Raw genomic sequence first — 13,925 nt, forward strand, 5'->3', positions numbered from 1 at the left:
TTTGAACGCCGTTTGAAAACCGCGTTTCTCAAGGCATTTCGAAATGCCTTGGCTTGCCCTTGCCGCCCGCGCGCTCTAGGACAGACAAAACCCAACAGAGGGCGCGACCATGGCCAACGACCTTTTCAACTCCTTCATGTCCGGACCCGATGAACAGGGACGCTTCGGCATCTTCGGCGGACGGTTCGTCAGCGAAACCCTGATGCCGCTGATCCTGTCGCTGGAAGAGGAATACGAAAAGGCCAAGGATGATCCCACCTTCTGGGCCGAGATGGACGACCTCTGGGCCAACTACGTGGGCCGCCCCTCGCCGCTCTACTTTGCCGAGCGGCTGACCGAGCATCTGGGCGGGGCCAAGATCTATCTCAAGCGGGATGAGCTGAACCACACCGGCGCGCACAAAATCAACAACGTGCTGGGCCAAATCATCCTGGCGCGCCGCATGGGCAAGACCCGGATCATTGCCGAGACCGGGGCAGGGCAGCATGGCGTGGCCACAGCCACGGTCTGCGCCAAGTTTGGCCTGAAATGCGTGGTTTACATGGGTGCCCATGACGTTCAGCGTCAGGCCCCGAACGTGTTCCGCATGCGTTTGCTGGGTGCCGAGGTGATCCCGGTGACGTCCGGGCGCGGTACGCTGAAAGATGCGATGAACGACGCGCTGCGCGACTGGGTGACCAATGTGCGCGACACGTTCTACTGCATCGGCACCGTGGCCGGTCCGCACCCCTATCCGGCGATGGTGCGCGACTTTCAGTCGATCATCGGTAAGGAAGCCAAGGAGCAGATGCACAAGGCCGAAGGCCGTCTGCCCGATACGATCATTGCCGCCATCGGCGGTGGATCGAACGCGATGGGGCTATTCTATCCCTTCCTGGACGACAAGTCGGTCAACATCATCGGTGTCGAGGCCGGTGGCAAGGGTGTGAACGCTAAGATGGAGCATTGCGCCTCGCTGACCGGAGGCCGCCCGGGCGTGTTGCACGGCAACCGCACCTATCTGCTGCAGGACGATGACGGTCAGATCCTCGAGGGGTATTCGATCTCGGCGGGTCTCGATTATCCCGGCATCGGCCCCGAACATTCCTGGCTGCACGAAGTGGGGCGCGCCCAATATGTCTCGATCACTGACAAGGAGGCGCTTGAGGCGTTCCAGTTGTGCTGCGCGACCGAGGGGATCATCCCGGCGCTCGAGCCCTGCCACGCGCTGGCCCATGTGATGAAAATCGCCCCTGACCTGCCCGAGGATCACTTGATCTGCATGAACATGTGCGGACGGGGAGACAAGGATGTGCAGACGGTCGCCAAGTATTTGGGCTTTGACATGTCCGACACCGAGGGCCGGGAGGCCATCTGAGCCGCATGTAACTTTGGTTTAGGCGTATAGGTCTGCAGGTTTATGCGGCCCGAAATAAACCTCATGCAGATGGGCCTAACCGTCCCCTCGTGGTCCCATCGACGCGGGACCCGCCCGGTTTTTCCCCGGCGGGCAAAGCGCAGATGGAGACCGGGATGAAGCGTATGTATGCCTTGACTGCCGCTATGGCAATTGCCGCTGTTTTGCCAGCGAATGCACAGACCTTCGCCGACCGTGTGATCGACACGCTGGCGCAGCAGGGGTTCCGGACAACCGAAGTCAAGAACGGCCCGACCCAGACCAAGGTCGAGGCCATCAGGGGAACGACCAAGCTGGAAGTTGTCTATGACCGGTCCACCGGCCAGATCGTCAAGCAGGAGACCGAGCCCGCCACCGCCCGAGACCTGCAGGGGGGCGGTATCGAGATTTCCACCAGGGATCGCGACTTCACCAGGGACGCCCGCCGGAACGACGATGACGACGACGACAATCGGGGCCGGCGTGGTGGTCGGGATGATGATGACGACGATGATGATGATCGCAGCGGGCGCCGTGGCGGCGACGACGATGATAACGACCGTAGTGGGCGCGGCGGTGGGGACGATGATCGCGACGACGACGATGATGATGACGACGATGACGACAATTCCGGCCCGGGCAGCAATGATGATTGAGGGTCCCGCCGGTGCTTCGCAAAGCGCCCGGTCTCTGGCATGGTGAGAGAGACAGGAAACCGCCACATGGGCGGTTTCCCCATGTGGGCGGCGGAATGAGAAGCTCAGTTTACGTCATTGTGCTGGGATTGGCGCTTGCCGGAACTGCGGTTGCGGGCCCGGTCGAGGACAGCATCGTCCGGCAATTGCATGATCAGGGGTTCGACCGGATCTCCGTGTCGAGAACATTCCTGGGGCGCAGCCGGATCAAGGCATCGGGCAGGGCCATGGAGCGCGAGATCATCGTCAACCCGGCCACCGGCGAGATCCTGCGCGACTATTGGGTACGCCGCGATAAGGGCGAGTCGAGCATCTTTTCGCCCGGCAGCGGTTCAAGCGGAAGCAACTCGGGATCGGGGAGCGGCAATTCGGGATCCGGAAGTGGCAACTCCGGCTCGGGCAGCGGCAACTCCGGGTCTGGCGGGGGCAATTCCGGCCCGGGCGGCGGCGATGACGACGACGATGATGACGATGACGATTGATACGCATCGGGGATCGTCGCCATGACGCGCAATCTCCTCGTGATCGCGCTGCTTGTTGTTCAGGTGGCTTGCGCCCTGTTCTTCGTGTTCGATATTCTGTCCAGCGTCCTGGGCCTGCCGATCGGGCCGATCAACTGGCATGCGCGGGAGATCATCGAGATTGGGGCGGCTCTGGGCCTTATCCTGGGGATCGTGGTGGGCTTTGTCGTGCTGCGCCAATCCGTGGCCGAGGCCGCACGGATGAAAACCCGCCTGAAAGCGGCGCAAAGCGCGTTTTCCGATCTGCTGGAGGAGAGCTTCACCGCCTGGCATCTGACTCCGGCTGAACGCGACGTGGCGCTCTTTGCCATCAAGGGGATGACAACCGCCGAGATTGCCGCCCTGCGCAACACGTCCGAGGGGACGGTCAAAGCGCAAACCAATGCGATCTACCGCAAAGCGGGCGTTCATGGCCGGTCTCAGCTATTGGGGCTGTTCATCGACAATCTGATGGCGGACGACCTGCAGGAGCGCGAGCCCGAGAGCGATCAGGTGTCTTCCTCGGCATAACGTTTCAGAATCTCCAGCGGCACGATTTCCAGCGCGCGCTGATGCGTGGCCGCCAGGTTCACCTGCGGCGCGCAGCCTTCGTCATGGGCCTGAAGGAATCGGGCGGCGCAAAGGCACCAATGATCACCGGGGTTCAGACCGGGAAAGTGGAACTCGGGGCGTGGGGTGCTCAGGTCGTTGCCGACATACTTGGAATAGGCCAGGAATTCGGCCGTCATCACCGCGCAGACGGTGTGGCTGCCCTGATCCTCGGCGCAGGTGTTGCACTGACCATCGCGAAAGAACCCGGTCAGCGGGTTGGTCGAGCAGGGGGCCAGTACCTCGCCCAGAACGTTGACGCTGTCGTCTTTTTTCATGCCGCCAGTCTACAGGCTTTGCGCGATCTTGCGAAACATCTCGACATTTGCGTTGTTCACGCCCTTTTCGCGGAACTTCCGGTCCGCCCCAGTGGTTACGATCAGCACATCCCGGGACTGGTCCAGATAGAGGTATTGGCCATAGACGCCGCGCCCCATGAACTCGCCCTCATGAGCGCCCACCGGGATCCACCACTGAAACCCGTAGCCGATCTTGCCCGGGGCCGTCGGGGCGCTGGGGGCGGTGGACCAGGCGATCCAATAGGCAGGGACTATCTGTTGCCCGCCATAGTTGCCATTCTGCAGGATCATCTGGCCGAATCGGGCATAGTCGCGGGTGGTAAAGTTGAGCCCGCCCAGAACGAAGGCCACACCGGCGCCATCGGTTATGTAGTACCCGTCCTGCTCCAGCCCCAGCGGCGCAATGATCTTTTCTGCCATCAATTCAGCAACGCTGCGCCCGGTGGCGCCCCGGATCACCATGCCGATCACATGGGTGTCGATGGAAACGTATTGCCAGGTCTCGCCCGGCGTCGCGAAACTGTCCTTGAGCGAGGCGGCGAAGTCGTCCAACTCTCCACCAAGAGCCACCACCCGGCCCATCCGGTTGATGTCGGAATTGTAGTCCAGGTAGTCCTCGTCGAAGGTCACCCCACTGGCCATGTTCAGCACGTTGCGGATCGTGGCGGTCTCATAGGCGCTGCCCTTGAGTTTGGGGGCATATTTGACCACCGGCTCGTCCATCGAAGCGATGGCGCCTTCGTCGAGCAGGATGCCGAACAGGGCCGACAGATAGCTTTTGGCGATAGACCATGAGATGCGGCGATCATCGGGTTCGGTGCCGAGAAAATATTCCTCGTACCGGATCTCGCCGCCTTGCATCACCAGAAGCGAGGTCACCGCCCGCTCGGTGATCCAGTCCTCAGCACCCGACGGCAGATCGAATTCGGCCCCATGGCGCAACTCCGAGGTCTGCCCGTCGCCGCGCGGCAGCTCGGCGGTCAGAAAGGCGGCGTTCATGTTGGAGAAGTTGAAGACGATCTTGTCCTCGGAAAACAGCGAGTTCACGGCCATCAGCCGCCGGATCTCGTCCCGTTTCCAGACCCCGACAACGGCGGCGGCCAAAACCAGCGCCAGCAGAATGCGGCCCAGCCATTTGCCGAATGTGCGCATCACGTGCCCTCCCTCACTGCCTGCATAGATGAGCGCGGGCGGCGGTCCGGTGCAATCGCTACGTTGCGGAAATTGCGGCCGGTGCGGTCCATGTGATCCACCGGCCATGGAAATCGACGCGGGCGAGCGTGACATGGTGATCGCTGGGCCACAAGCGCAGGGTCAGCGATGCACCGGGGCTCCGTCCATCTGCCTCCATCTTCAACCAGGCAACCGGAGTTGAGGGCGTGGCCGACGCGCCCGCCTGCTCGATCAATGCGGTGCCCCGGGTCTGAGCCTCGGGCGGGAAATACTGCCATGCGACAGTGTGATAGACCAGATGCAGCGTGCCCTCGGGCTGCTGCGGCAGGCGGTCGGCCAGCCAGTCGATGGCGTCGCCCCGGTCCACAGTGGCGTCCTGCACGGCGATTGCCGCGCCGGTCAAGCGCATACGCTCCGGCTGATCCGGCCAGAGATAGGCCCGCAGCCGCAGCGCACCATCCGCATCATGCGGGTCGATCGGGTTCAGATCGACCCCGCGCCGGTCCCGAACCGAGATGGCCTGTGCGGCAGGAGGCGGGCCAGCCCAGTCGGGCGACAGCACAAGGGCGGAGTGCTCTGCACCAAGCCGACCGTCGGGCGTTGCGATCGCAAACCGGTCCCACATCAGGTTGAGCCCGGCGCTGGCGCCAAGCTCGGACACCATCATGGGCATCGGGTGATGCGCGGCGACCCAATGGGCGGCGGGGATCAGGGCCACGCTACGCCGCACTTCGTTGGTCTGTGGTGGCGATTGTATCCACTCGCAAAGGAAGTCGGCCTGTGTGTCGATAGCGTTCAACACGGCCTCAACGAGGTCAGCGTCTGTGACCGAGTTCGGCGGATAGACTGCCGCCAGCGCCGGATCATCTCCGCGCAGCACCACCGCGTGCAGCCCGGCGGCAATGCGCAGGGGCAGCGAGGCGCCGCTGGGGCCAAGATCCTCTCCGTCCCACGCCGCGCAGGCGTGGGCCAGGGCGCTGTCTTTGGGCCAATGTTCGGACAGACCGGTCAACAACCGTTCCATGAAGGGCGAGCCCAGCGACGCACAAGCCCGGGCCTGACGCCGCAGCGCGTCCCTGAGGCTCAACGAAACTTGTCCAGAAGTTTCTGCATGGCCGAGCGCGTATCGGGCTCGGCCTCCGGCGCGGCGGGACGCCCTCCGGCTTCCGCAGGCGTCTTTGCCTTCAGTGTGGTCGACGAACGCGGCGGCGCGGTGCGCAGCGCCACCGCGTTCATGAACTTACCGCCATCGCCCGCCGCCAGATGCGGTGCACCGTCCGAGACGCCCCGCAGCACATCCTCGAGCCAGTCCTCATCCGCGCGAGCGAAATCGTGCAGGACATAGCCCGAGACCAGCTCTTTGCGGCCCGGATGGCCGATGCCCAGCCGCACCCGGTCATACGCCGCACCGATATGGTCATGGACCGACCGCAACCCGTTATGCCCGGCATGCCCGCCACCGGCCTTGACCCGCACCTTGCCGGGGGCCAGGTCCAGCTCGTCATGCAGCACGGTCACATCCGTTGAATCCAGCTTGTAGAACCGCATCGCCTCGCCCACCGACTGGCCGGAGCGGTTCATGAAGGTGCCGGGTTTCAGCAGCAACACCTTTTCGCTGCCCAACCGCCCTTCGGCGATCTGACCCTGAAACTTGGACTTCCACGGCCCGAACCCGTGATCCCCGGCGATCCGGTCCACGGCCATGAACCCGATATTGTGCCGGTTGCGGGCATATTTCCCGCCGGGATTTCCCAGTCCGACAAAGAGTTTCATGGTGCGGTCCTTCGCGTGATCTTTCGTTCCCGCGTCTCAATGCACCGGATTCGCGCAAAAATCCAGACAGGTGCATCGGGCCATGGGTGCCTCCGCAAAATCAAAACGGGGCCCCGAAGGACCCCGTTTCGAAATCGTGCGGATCGGTGAAGAGATTATTCTTCGGCCTCTTCCTCGACTTCCACTGCTTCGACTTCGGCCTCTTCGCCACCTTCGTCCTCGTCTTCGCTGGTCGTCAGGCCAGTCGGTGCCGAGATGTTGGCGATCACGAAGTCGCGGTCGATGGTCGGCTTGGTGCCTGCGGGCAGCTCCACCGACGAGATGGTTGCGACATCGTTGATGTTCATGCCGGTCAGATCGACGGTGATCTTCTCGGGGATGTCACCGGCGGTGCAGACCAGTTCCACCTCGGGGCGGACAACCGTAAGAACGCCGCCCTTCTTGATGCCGGGCGCGTCGGCCTCGTTGAGGAACTCAACCGGGATAAACAGCGCGATCTTGGTGGTCCGGCGCAGGCGCATCAGGTCCAGATGCGTGGGCAGGTCCTTGACCACGTCACGCTGCACGTCGCGGCAGATGACGCGGACGTCTTCCTGGCCTTCGACCTTCAGGTTGAACAGGGTCGACTTGAACCGGCCCGCCTTCAGGCGTTTGAACAGTTCGTTGAACGGGATCTGGATCGGCAGCGGATCTTTGTCGCCACCAAACACAATGCCCGGAACCATGCCATCGCGGCGTGCCTGACGAGCGGCGCCCTTGCCTGTCCCCGTCCGTTCCAGAGCTACGAGATCAGGAATCTCACCAGCCATGATAAATCTCCAATGTTAGGGCAGGGTGCCTCCAAGGCTGTCACCCCGCGTGAAGGCTGCCGTTTAGACCGGATTGATGAGGTTGAAAAGGCCTAAAATGCGCCGCTTTTGGCTAGACGGGCGCAATTGGCTGTGTCAGCGGTGGCATATGCGGATTTGGGACGATCTCTATGCCTCACGCCGGGCGCTTGCCGGCTTTGTCGTGATCGGGCTGGGCTGGGCGAGTTTCTCGGCCCAGATGCCAGTGGTCAAGGCGCAGGTGGGCGTAAGCGACGGGTTCTGGGGCACGCTGGTGCTGATGGGTTCGACCGGGGCGCTGATGGCGATGTGGCTGGCGCCACTGGTCTACCGGCTGCTCGGGACATGGGCGATGATCGCCGGCGCCGCCGTGATGGCGGGCGGGTTCATACTGGTAGGGGTGGCACAGAGCCCTGTTGTGCTGGGGCTGGCGTTGTTTCTGGCGGCGGGCGGGTCGGGCGTGGCCGACGTGCTGGCCAATTCCGAGGTCAGCGAGGCAGAGGCCGAGACGGGCCGGAGCCTGATGAACCTCAACCATGGTTGCTTTTCGCTGTTCTACGCCATTGCTGCCGTCTGCGTGGGTGGCGCGCGCGAGGCCGGGCTTGGACCCGTGGCGATTTTTGCGGGAACGGCGGCGGCCATAGCGGTCCTCATGATCTGGATGAAGCTGCCGGATCGCCCGGAGCATGAAGATGAACGGGCTGAGGCGGCAGGCATGCCCTATGGGCTTGTCTGGGTTGGTGGGCTGGTGGTGCTCGCTGCGTTTCTGGGCGAGGCGGCCTCGGAAGGATGGTCGGCCCTGCATGTGGAACGTACCTTGGGCGGCGGCCCCGCCGAAGGGGCGATGGGTCCGGCGCTGCTGGCAACCGGCATGGCGGTCGGGCGGCTTGGTGGCCACATAATCGGTGCGGGCTGGCCGCCGATCCGCACGATGGTGATTGCGTCCTGTATCGCTGGCGCGGGGCTTGCGCTGTCCGGGATCGCGCCGGATATCCCGGTCGCCTACGCAGGATTCCTGCTGGGCGGTCTGGGGGTTTCGGTCGTTGGCCCTCTGGCCCTGGGATTGGTCGGTCAGGCGGTGCCGCCACGGCTGCGGCTGGCGGCGATCTCACAGGCGGCGGCCCTGGGCTATGCGGCGTTTTTCCTCGGGCCGGTGATGATGGGCTATGTGGCCGAAGGATTTGGGTTGCGCGTGTCGTTTTATGTGATCGCCACCATAATGTTCGCGGTTGCGGCGGTGCTTGTGCCGCTATGGGCACGGCTGTTGGCAGGTCAGTATCCGGGCAGGCATCTCCGGTCCTGAACCCCTCCATGATGTCTCCGGGCGCCGGGTTCAGGCTTGCCACCGCCCCTCAAAATCTTCCGGGACGAGCAGGTTGTGGCGGCCCAGACCGGCGACGTTCTTCTCACCACAGAGCGCCATGGTGGTATCCAGCTCCTTCTGGATCACCTCCAGAGCAGCGGTCACGCCCTTCTGCCCCATCGCACCCAGCCCATAGACGAAGGCACGCCCGATATAGGTGCCCTGCGCGCCCAGGCTGAGCGCCTTGAGTACGTCCTGGCCCGAGCGGATGCCGCTGTCGAGATGCACCTCGATATCGCCGCCCACCGCATCCATGATCTGCGGCAGCATCCGGATCGAGCTCAGCGCGCCGTCCAGTTGCCGCCCGCCATGGTTCGACACAACAATGGCGTCTGCCCCGAGCTTTGCGGCCATCTTGGCATCGTCGGCGTCCAGTATCCCCTTGAGGATCACCTTGCCGCCCCATTGCTCCATCAGCTTTTCGATCTTCTTCCAGTCGAGCGACGGATCGAATTGCTCCGCCGTCCAGGCCCCCAGCGAGGAGGCGTCCGAGATGCCCTCGACATGCCCAACGATATTGCCGAACTCCCGCCGCTTGGCGCGCAGCATCTCAAGGCCCCAGGACCATTTGGTCATCAGGTTGGCGATGGTGCTGGCGGTCAGCTTTGGTGGCGCTGACAGGCCGTTCTTCAGATCCTTGTGCCGCTGGCCGAGGATTTGCAGGTCCAGCGTGATCACCAGTGCCGAGCATTTGGCATCCTTGGCACGCTGGATCAGGCGGCTGACGTAATCCTCGTCCTTCATGGTGTAGAGCTGAAACCAGAACGGGGCAGAGGTATGTTCGGCCACATCCTCGATCGAGTTGATCGACATGGTGGAAAGTGTGAAGGGCACGCCGAACTCTTCGGCGGCCTTGGCGGCCTTCATCTCGCCATCCGCGTGCTGCATGCCCGTCAGACCCACCGGGGCCAGCGCCACCGGCATTGCCACATCCTCTCCGATCATCGTCGACGCAGTGGAGCGCCCGGTCATATCAACCGCAACCCGCTGGCGCAGCCGGATCTGTTCGAAATCCGAACTGTTCTCGCGAAAGGTCTGCTCGGTCCAGCTGCCGCTTTCGGCGTAATCGTAGAACATCCGGGGCACCCGGCGTTCATAGATACGTCTGAGGTCTTCGATATTGGTGATGACGGGCATTGCGCGGCAGCTCCCTAAAATTGGTTAATCTTTTTTACCAATTCTTGAGATCGGGCGCAAGAAAGCATCATGCGGATATTTGCCGCATCGAGTGATTGAGGACTTATTGTCATGTTTTCAGATAGTTACGGCCCGGGAAACGTCGCCGGGCGGGCCCCTGCGCACGCGCGGCGACGTGGCCCTTGCACCGAAGGGCACCTGCAGATGCCGTTGTGAGGGATAATTTTGGGTCAGATCAGACCGAATGTGCGCCGTCAGCCAAGGTTTTTACAAAGTCCAGCACCTCGCCCACAGGTTTGCGTGCGCCGATTTGGCTGACAATGGCCGAGCCGACCACGGCGCCATCTGCGATGGTCGCGATGGCACGCGATTTGTCCGGCGTGTTGATGCCAAAGCCCACGATCACGGGCAGATCGGTTGCCGCCTTGATCCGGGCCACCTCGGGGCCGACATCGCCCGCCTCGGCCTCGGCGGCGCCGGTGATGCCGGTGATCGACACATAATAGACAAAGCCGGAGGTGTTCAGCAGCACGCGCGGCAGGCGCTTGTCGTCGGTCGTCGGTGTGGCAAGGCGGATGAAGTTCAGCCCCGCCGCCTGCGCGGGCAGGCACAGCTCGTCATCCTCTTCGGGGGGTAGGTCCACCACGATCAGTCCGTCGATGCCTGCGGCCTTGGCCTTTTCCAGAAACGCATCCACACCACAGCTGTAGATCGGGTTATAATAACCCATCAGAACGATCGGCGTGGTGTCATCGGCTTCGCGAAAGCTGCGCGCCAGTTCCAGTGTCCGGTCCAGCGTCATCCCGGCATCCAGCGCGCGCTGACCGGCGGCCTGGATTGTGGGGCCATCCGCCATCGGGTCGGTGAACGGCAAACCAAGCTCGATGACATCCACGCCGGCCCCGGGCAGGCCTTTGATCACCTCAAGCGACGTGTAATAATCCGGGTCCCCCGCCATCACATAGGCGACAAAGGCCTTTTTCCCTTGGGCTTGCAGGGCGGCGAATTTGGCGTCGATACGGGTCATCGGAGTTCCTTGCGATCAGCTTTCGACCCGATGTGCAGAAACTGACCGGGAAAATCAATCCCGCCCGCCGTCTTTCCTGTGTCAGAACGCGAAGTGATACCGCAGCAAGGCTGCATTTACCCCCGGATTGGAATCGTTCGTGCTGGCATTCGATTTGTGGGTAATCGCCACCGACAAGCGATTGCCATTGTCGAACGTGTACCCCAAACCCAGCAAGCTTCGGATTTGGAAGCTGCCGCCAAGGTCATTGATTTCATCGGCCTCGGAAAAAAAGCCGGGCATCACGCTGCCTTCCACAAACCAGCGCTGGTTGAAGGAATAAATGCCGTAGACGCCTGCCCCGACATGCACGTCGCCGTTTTCGTGCACGGACAGGGCCCCGCCCAGACCAGTGCTGAGGCGCTCGCCTTGATGGAACGGCCTATGCTGGTATTCAAGCGATATCAGCCCCTGGTCCAAGGACTGGCTAAAGGAGAAATCGGCATAACCCGCACCCACGATCAGGGTTTGGGCCTGTACGGAGGTTGCACCGGCAAGGATGGCAAGTGAAGTGAAGAGGTGTTTCATTGTCATGAGCTTCAACTGGAAAAATTAGGTAGTTAACTGGTTACGCGGTCCCATGGATTTCAATGTTCACGGACGCACAGTGTCTGCACAAATAAGTGAGCTGTCAATTTGAGCGGATGAAACTAAGCGGCAGTGTGTCTTGCGCATCAACACCAAGCTGCATAGAAGCAGCCGTCGATTGGAATGCAGGAGGCCGGAATGGGCTTTAAAATGGGAATCGTGGGTCTGCCGAATGTGGGCAAGTCGACCCTGTTCAACGCGCTGACCAAGACGGCTGCGGCGCAGGCGGCCAATTTCCCCTTTTGCACCATCGAGCCCAATGTCGGTGATGTTGCGGTGCCCGATGACCGGCTGGACAAGCTGGCCGCGATTGCTAGCTCGCGCCAGATCATCCCCACGCGCATGACCTTTGTCGACATCGCCGGCCTGGTGAAGGGCGCCAGTAAGGGCGAGGGGCTGGGCAACCAGTTCCTGGCCAATATCCGCGAGACCGACGCCATCGCCCATGTGCTGCGCTGTTTCGAGGATGGCGATGTGACCCATGTGGATGGCCGTGTCGATCCGGTGGCCGATGCTGAGACCATCGAGACCGAGCTGATGCTGGCCGATCTGGAAAGCATTGAAAAGCGCCGTGCCAACCTCGTGCGCAAGCTGAAGGGCAACGACAAGGAGGCGCAGCAGCAGGAGCGCCTGCTGACCATCGCGCAGGCGATGCTCGAGGATGGCAAACCCGCCCGCATGGTCGAGGTCAGCGATGAGGACGCCAAGGCCTGGAAGATGCTGCAGTTGCTGACCACCAAGCCGGTGCTCTATGTCTGCAACGTCTCCGAGGAAGAGGCCGCCGAGGGCAACGAATACTCCGCCCGCGTGGCCGAAATGGCAGCAGCGCAGGGCAACGCGCATGTGATCATCAGCGCCAAGATCGAGGAAGAGATCAGCCTGCTGGAAGAGGACGAAGCGCAGATGTTCCTCGAGGAAATGGGCCTCTCCGAGCCCGGCCTCGACCGTCTGATCCGCGCGGGCTACGACCTGCTCAAGCTGGAAACCTATTTCACCGTAGGCCCGAAAGAGGCCCGCGCCTGGACCATCCGCACAGGCACGGCGGCACCGGCCGCCGCGGGGGTTATCCATGGGGATTTCGAAAAGGGCTTCATCCGCGCCGAGACCATCGCCTTCGACGATTTCATCTCATGCAATGGCGAGCAGGGCGCGAAAGAGGCGGGCAAGATGCGGGCCGAGGGCAAGGGCTATGTCGTCAAGGATGGTGACGTGATGCATTTCCTCTTTAACACCTGACCCGGTTTTCCACTTTCCCCACTTGAAATCCCCGCATGGTGCTTGACGGGCTGGCCGCACCTGTTGGTATGCTAACGACAAGCGGCGGGCCGTCAGGGGAGGGTGCGATGTCCGGTAAGCTAGTCATCAGGAATATTGGCCTGATCCTGTCAGGCAAGATGGAACAGCCGATCCATGACGGCGATTGCGTGATCGCGGTGGATGGCAAGATTGCCGACTGGGGGTATGAGAGCGACCTGGACACGGAAGAGGCCGATACGCTCGTCGATGCCAATGGCGTGACGCTGGCGCCGGGCCTGATCGACAGCCATGTGCACCCGGTGGTGGGCGATTACACACCGCGCCAGCAACAGCTGCACTGGATCGACTCGACCCTGCATGGTGGGGTGACGACGCTGATCTCTGCGGGCGAGGTGCATATGCCCGGGCGGCCCAAGGACGTTGTGGGCCTCAAGGCGATGGCGATCGCGGCGCAGCGCTGGTACGAAAATTTCCGCCCCTCGGGCGTCAAGGTTCACGCCGGCGCGCCGGTCATCGAACACGGCATGGTCGAGCAGGACTTCAAGGAGATGGCCGATGCTGGAGTCAAGCTGCTGGGCGAGGTCGGCCTGGGCACCGTCAAGGATGGCAAGACCGCGCGGCAAATGGTCGACTGGGCGCGCAAATATGGCATCCAGTCCACGATTCACACCGGCGGGCCGTCGATTCCGGGCTCGGGCCTCATCGACGCGGATATGGTGCTTGAGACCGGAACGGATGTGATCGGCCATATAAATGGCGGCCATTCCGCCCTGCCGGACGATCAGATCACGTGCCTCTGCGAAAGCTGCACGGCGGGGCTGGAGATCGTGCATAACGGCAACGAACGCGCGGCGCTTCTGACCCTGAACACCGCGCGCGAGCTGAAACAGATGGACCGGATCATTCTGGGCACCGATGGTCCCGCAGGCTCGGGCGTGCAGCCGCTGGGCATTCTGCGGATGGTGGCGATGCTGTCTTCGCTGGGCAATGTCCCGGCCGAGATCGCGTTCTGCTTTGCCAATGGCAACACGGCGCGGCAGCGCGAGCTGGATACCGGTCTGATCGAGCGGGGCTATTGTGCCGATTTCGTGCTGATGGATCAGGCGCAGCACGCGCCGGGCGCGACGTTGCTCGAGTCGGTGCAACTGGGCAATCTGCCCGGGGTCGGCATGACCGTCATCGACGGTGTCATCCGGTCCGAGCGCAGCCGCAACACCCCGCCCGCTACCCGCCTTCCCGAGATCGTGTCTTCTTAGGCCTCGA

15 protein-coding genes are annotated in these 13,925 nt (G+C 62.6%); 7 read left to right on the forward strand and 8 right to left on the reverse strand.

Going from position 1 to position 13,925, the window contains the following annotated elements:
* Positions 1–109 precede the first annotated feature (109 nt).
* The 4 genes from trpB (at position 110) to AB3N21_RS01310 (ending at position 3,101) form a co-directional block, all read left to right on the forward strand.
* A complete protein-coding gene (trpB, locus tag AB3N21_RS01295) occupies positions 110–1,357 on the forward strand; it encodes a tryptophan synthase subunit beta (RefSeq protein WP_367933513.1) in 1,248 nt (415 codons plus the stop codon).
* 155 nt (positions 1,358–1,512) lie between these two features.
* Entirely contained in the window at positions 1,513–2,031 is a 519-nt protein-coding gene (locus tag AB3N21_RS01300; protein ID WP_367933514.1) for a PepSY domain-containing protein, read from the forward strand.
* 95 nt (positions 2,032–2,126) lie between these two features.
* Positions 2,127–2,552, forward strand: coding sequence for a hypothetical protein (locus tag AB3N21_RS01305; protein ID WP_367933515.1), 426 nt, complete (start codon positions 2,127–2,129; stop codon positions 2,550–2,552).
* A 21-nt stretch (positions 2,553–2,573) separates the two neighbouring features.
* Positions 2,574–3,101, forward strand: coding sequence for a helix-turn-helix transcriptional regulator (locus tag AB3N21_RS01310; protein ID WP_367933516.1), 528 nt, complete (start codon positions 2,574–2,576; stop codon positions 3,099–3,101).
* Here the strand turns inward: AB3N21_RS01310 and AB3N21_RS01315 are convergent.
* From AB3N21_RS01315 to AB3N21_RS01335, 5 genes are all read right to left on the reverse strand, one after another.
* A complete protein-coding gene (locus AB3N21_RS01315) occupies positions 3,080–3,457 on the reverse strand; it encodes a DUF2237 family protein (RefSeq protein ID WP_367933517.1) in 378 nt (125 codons plus the stop codon). The two genes, AB3N21_RS01310 and AB3N21_RS01315, sit on opposite strands and share 22 nt — an antisense overlap.
* Before the next feature lie 9 nt (positions 3,458–3,466).
* A complete protein-coding gene (locus tag AB3N21_RS01320; protein WP_367933518.1) occupies positions 3,467–4,630 on the reverse strand; it encodes a serine hydrolase domain-containing protein in 1,164 nt (387 codons plus the stop codon).
* Between the two features lie 58 nt (positions 4,631–4,688).
* Positions 4,689–5,738: a DUF2332 domain-containing protein gene (locus AB3N21_RS01325; RefSeq protein ID WP_367933519.1), complete on the reverse strand. Its 1,050-nt coding sequence runs from the start codon at positions 5,736–5,738 to the stop codon at positions 4,689–4,691.
* Positions 5,735–6,424, reverse strand: coding sequence for an aminoacyl-tRNA hydrolase (gene pth / locus AB3N21_RS01330; RefSeq protein ID WP_367933520.1), 690 nt, complete (start codon positions 6,422–6,424; stop codon positions 5,735–5,737). The genes AB3N21_RS01325 and pth overlap by 4 nt, the downstream gene beginning before the upstream one ends.
* 155 nt (positions 6,425–6,579) lie before the next feature.
* Positions 6,580–7,233: a 50S ribosomal protein L25/general stress protein Ctc gene (locus AB3N21_RS01335; RefSeq protein WP_367933521.1), complete on the reverse strand. Its 654-nt coding sequence runs from the start codon at positions 7,231–7,233 to the stop codon at positions 6,580–6,582.
* Between the two features lie 148 nt (positions 7,234–7,381).
* On the opposite strand from AB3N21_RS01335, the gene AB3N21_RS01340 reads away from it, so the two are divergent.
* Positions 7,382–8,554: an MFS transporter gene (locus tag AB3N21_RS01340; protein ID WP_367933522.1), complete on the forward strand. Its 1,173-nt coding sequence runs from the start codon at positions 7,382–7,384 to the stop codon at positions 8,552–8,554.
* A gap of 30 nt (positions 8,555–8,584) precedes the next feature.
* Here AB3N21_RS01340 and AB3N21_RS01345 read toward each other — a convergent pair whose 3' ends face one another.
* From AB3N21_RS01345 to AB3N21_RS01355, 3 genes are all read right to left on the reverse strand, one after another.
* Positions 8,585–9,751 (reverse strand): L-lactate dehydrogenase, encoded by a 1,167-nt coding sequence (locus AB3N21_RS01345; protein ID WP_367933523.1) that lies wholly within the window; start codon positions 9,749–9,751, stop codon positions 8,585–8,587.
* A gap of 235 nt (positions 9,752–9,986) precedes the next feature.
* Positions 9,987–10,778: a tryptophan synthase subunit alpha gene (trpA, locus tag AB3N21_RS01350; RefSeq protein WP_367933524.1), complete on the reverse strand. Its 792-nt coding sequence runs from the start codon at positions 10,776–10,778 to the stop codon at positions 9,987–9,989.
* A gap of 81 nt (positions 10,779–10,859) precedes the next feature.
* On the reverse strand, positions 10,860–11,345 hold the full coding sequence (locus AB3N21_RS01355; protein WP_367933525.1) for an acyloxyacyl hydrolase: 486 nt from the start codon (positions 11,343–11,345) through the stop codon (positions 10,860–10,862).
* Positions 11,346–11,543: 198 nt separating this feature from the next.
* On the opposite strand from AB3N21_RS01355, the gene ychF reads away from it, so the two are divergent.
* On the forward strand, positions 11,544–12,641 hold the full coding sequence (ychF, locus tag AB3N21_RS01360) for a redox-regulated ATPase YchF (protein WP_367933526.1): 1,098 nt from the start codon (positions 11,544–11,546) through the stop codon (positions 12,639–12,641).
* A gap of 107 nt (positions 12,642–12,748) precedes the next feature.
* On the forward strand, positions 12,749–13,918 hold the full coding sequence (locus tag AB3N21_RS01365) for an amidohydrolase family protein (protein WP_367933527.1): 1,170 nt from the start codon (positions 12,749–12,751) through the stop codon (positions 13,916–13,918).
* Positions 13,919–13,925 lie beyond the last annotated feature (7 nt).

It is taken from the genome of Ruegeria sp. (assembly GCF_040830605.1).
Classification (GTDB): Bacteria; Pseudomonadota; Alphaproteobacteria; order Rhodobacterales; family Rhodobacteraceae; genus Ruegeria.

Coding starts and splice junctions, on each gene's coding strand:
- trpB (WP_367933513.1), top strand. CDS start 110: ATGGCCAACGACCTTTTCAACTCCTTCATGTCCGGACCCGATGAACAG.
- AB3N21_RS01300 (WP_367933514.1), top strand. CDS start 1,513: ATGAAGCGTATGTATGCCTTGACTGCCGCTATGGCAATTGCCGCTGTT.
- AB3N21_RS01305 (WP_367933515.1), top strand. CDS start 2,127: ATGAGAAGCTCAGTTTACGTCATTGTGCTGGGATTGGCGCTTGCCGGA.
- AB3N21_RS01310 (WP_367933516.1), top strand. CDS start 2,574: ATGACGCGCAATCTCCTCGTGATCGCGCTGCTTGTTGTTCAGGTGGCT.
- AB3N21_RS01315 (WP_367933517.1), bottom strand. CDS start 3,457: ATGAAAAAAGACGACAGCGTCAACGTTCTGGGCGAGGTACTGGCCCCC.
- AB3N21_RS01320 (WP_367933518.1), bottom strand. CDS start 4,630: ATGCGCACATTCGGCAAATGGCTGGGCCGCATTCTGCTGGCGCTGGTT.
- pth (WP_367933520.1), bottom strand. CDS start 6,424: ATGAAACTCTTTGTCGGACTGGGAAATCCCGGCGGGAAATATGCCCGC.
- AB3N21_RS01335 (WP_367933521.1), bottom strand. CDS start 7,233: ATGGCTGGTGAGATTCCTGATCTCGTAGCTCTGGAACGGACGGGGACA.
- AB3N21_RS01340 (WP_367933522.1), top strand. CDS start 7,382: ATGCGGATTTGGGACGATCTCTATGCCTCACGCCGGGCGCTTGCCGGC.
- AB3N21_RS01345 (WP_367933523.1), bottom strand. CDS start 9,751: ATGCCCGTCATCACCAATATCGAAGACCTCAGACGTATCTATGAACGC.
- trpA (WP_367933524.1), bottom strand. CDS start 10,778: ATGACCCGTATCGACGCCAAATTCGCCGCCCTGCAAGCCCAAGGGAAA.
- AB3N21_RS01355 (WP_367933525.1), bottom strand. CDS start 11,345: ATGAAACACCTCTTCACTTCACTTGCCATCCTTGCCGGTGCAACCTCC.
- ychF (WP_367933526.1), top strand. CDS start 11,544: ATGGGCTTTAAAATGGGAATCGTGGGTCTGCCGAATGTGGGCAAGTCG.
- AB3N21_RS01365 (WP_367933527.1), top strand. CDS start 12,749: ATGTCCGGTAAGCTAGTCATCAGGAATATTGGCCTGATCCTGTCAGGC.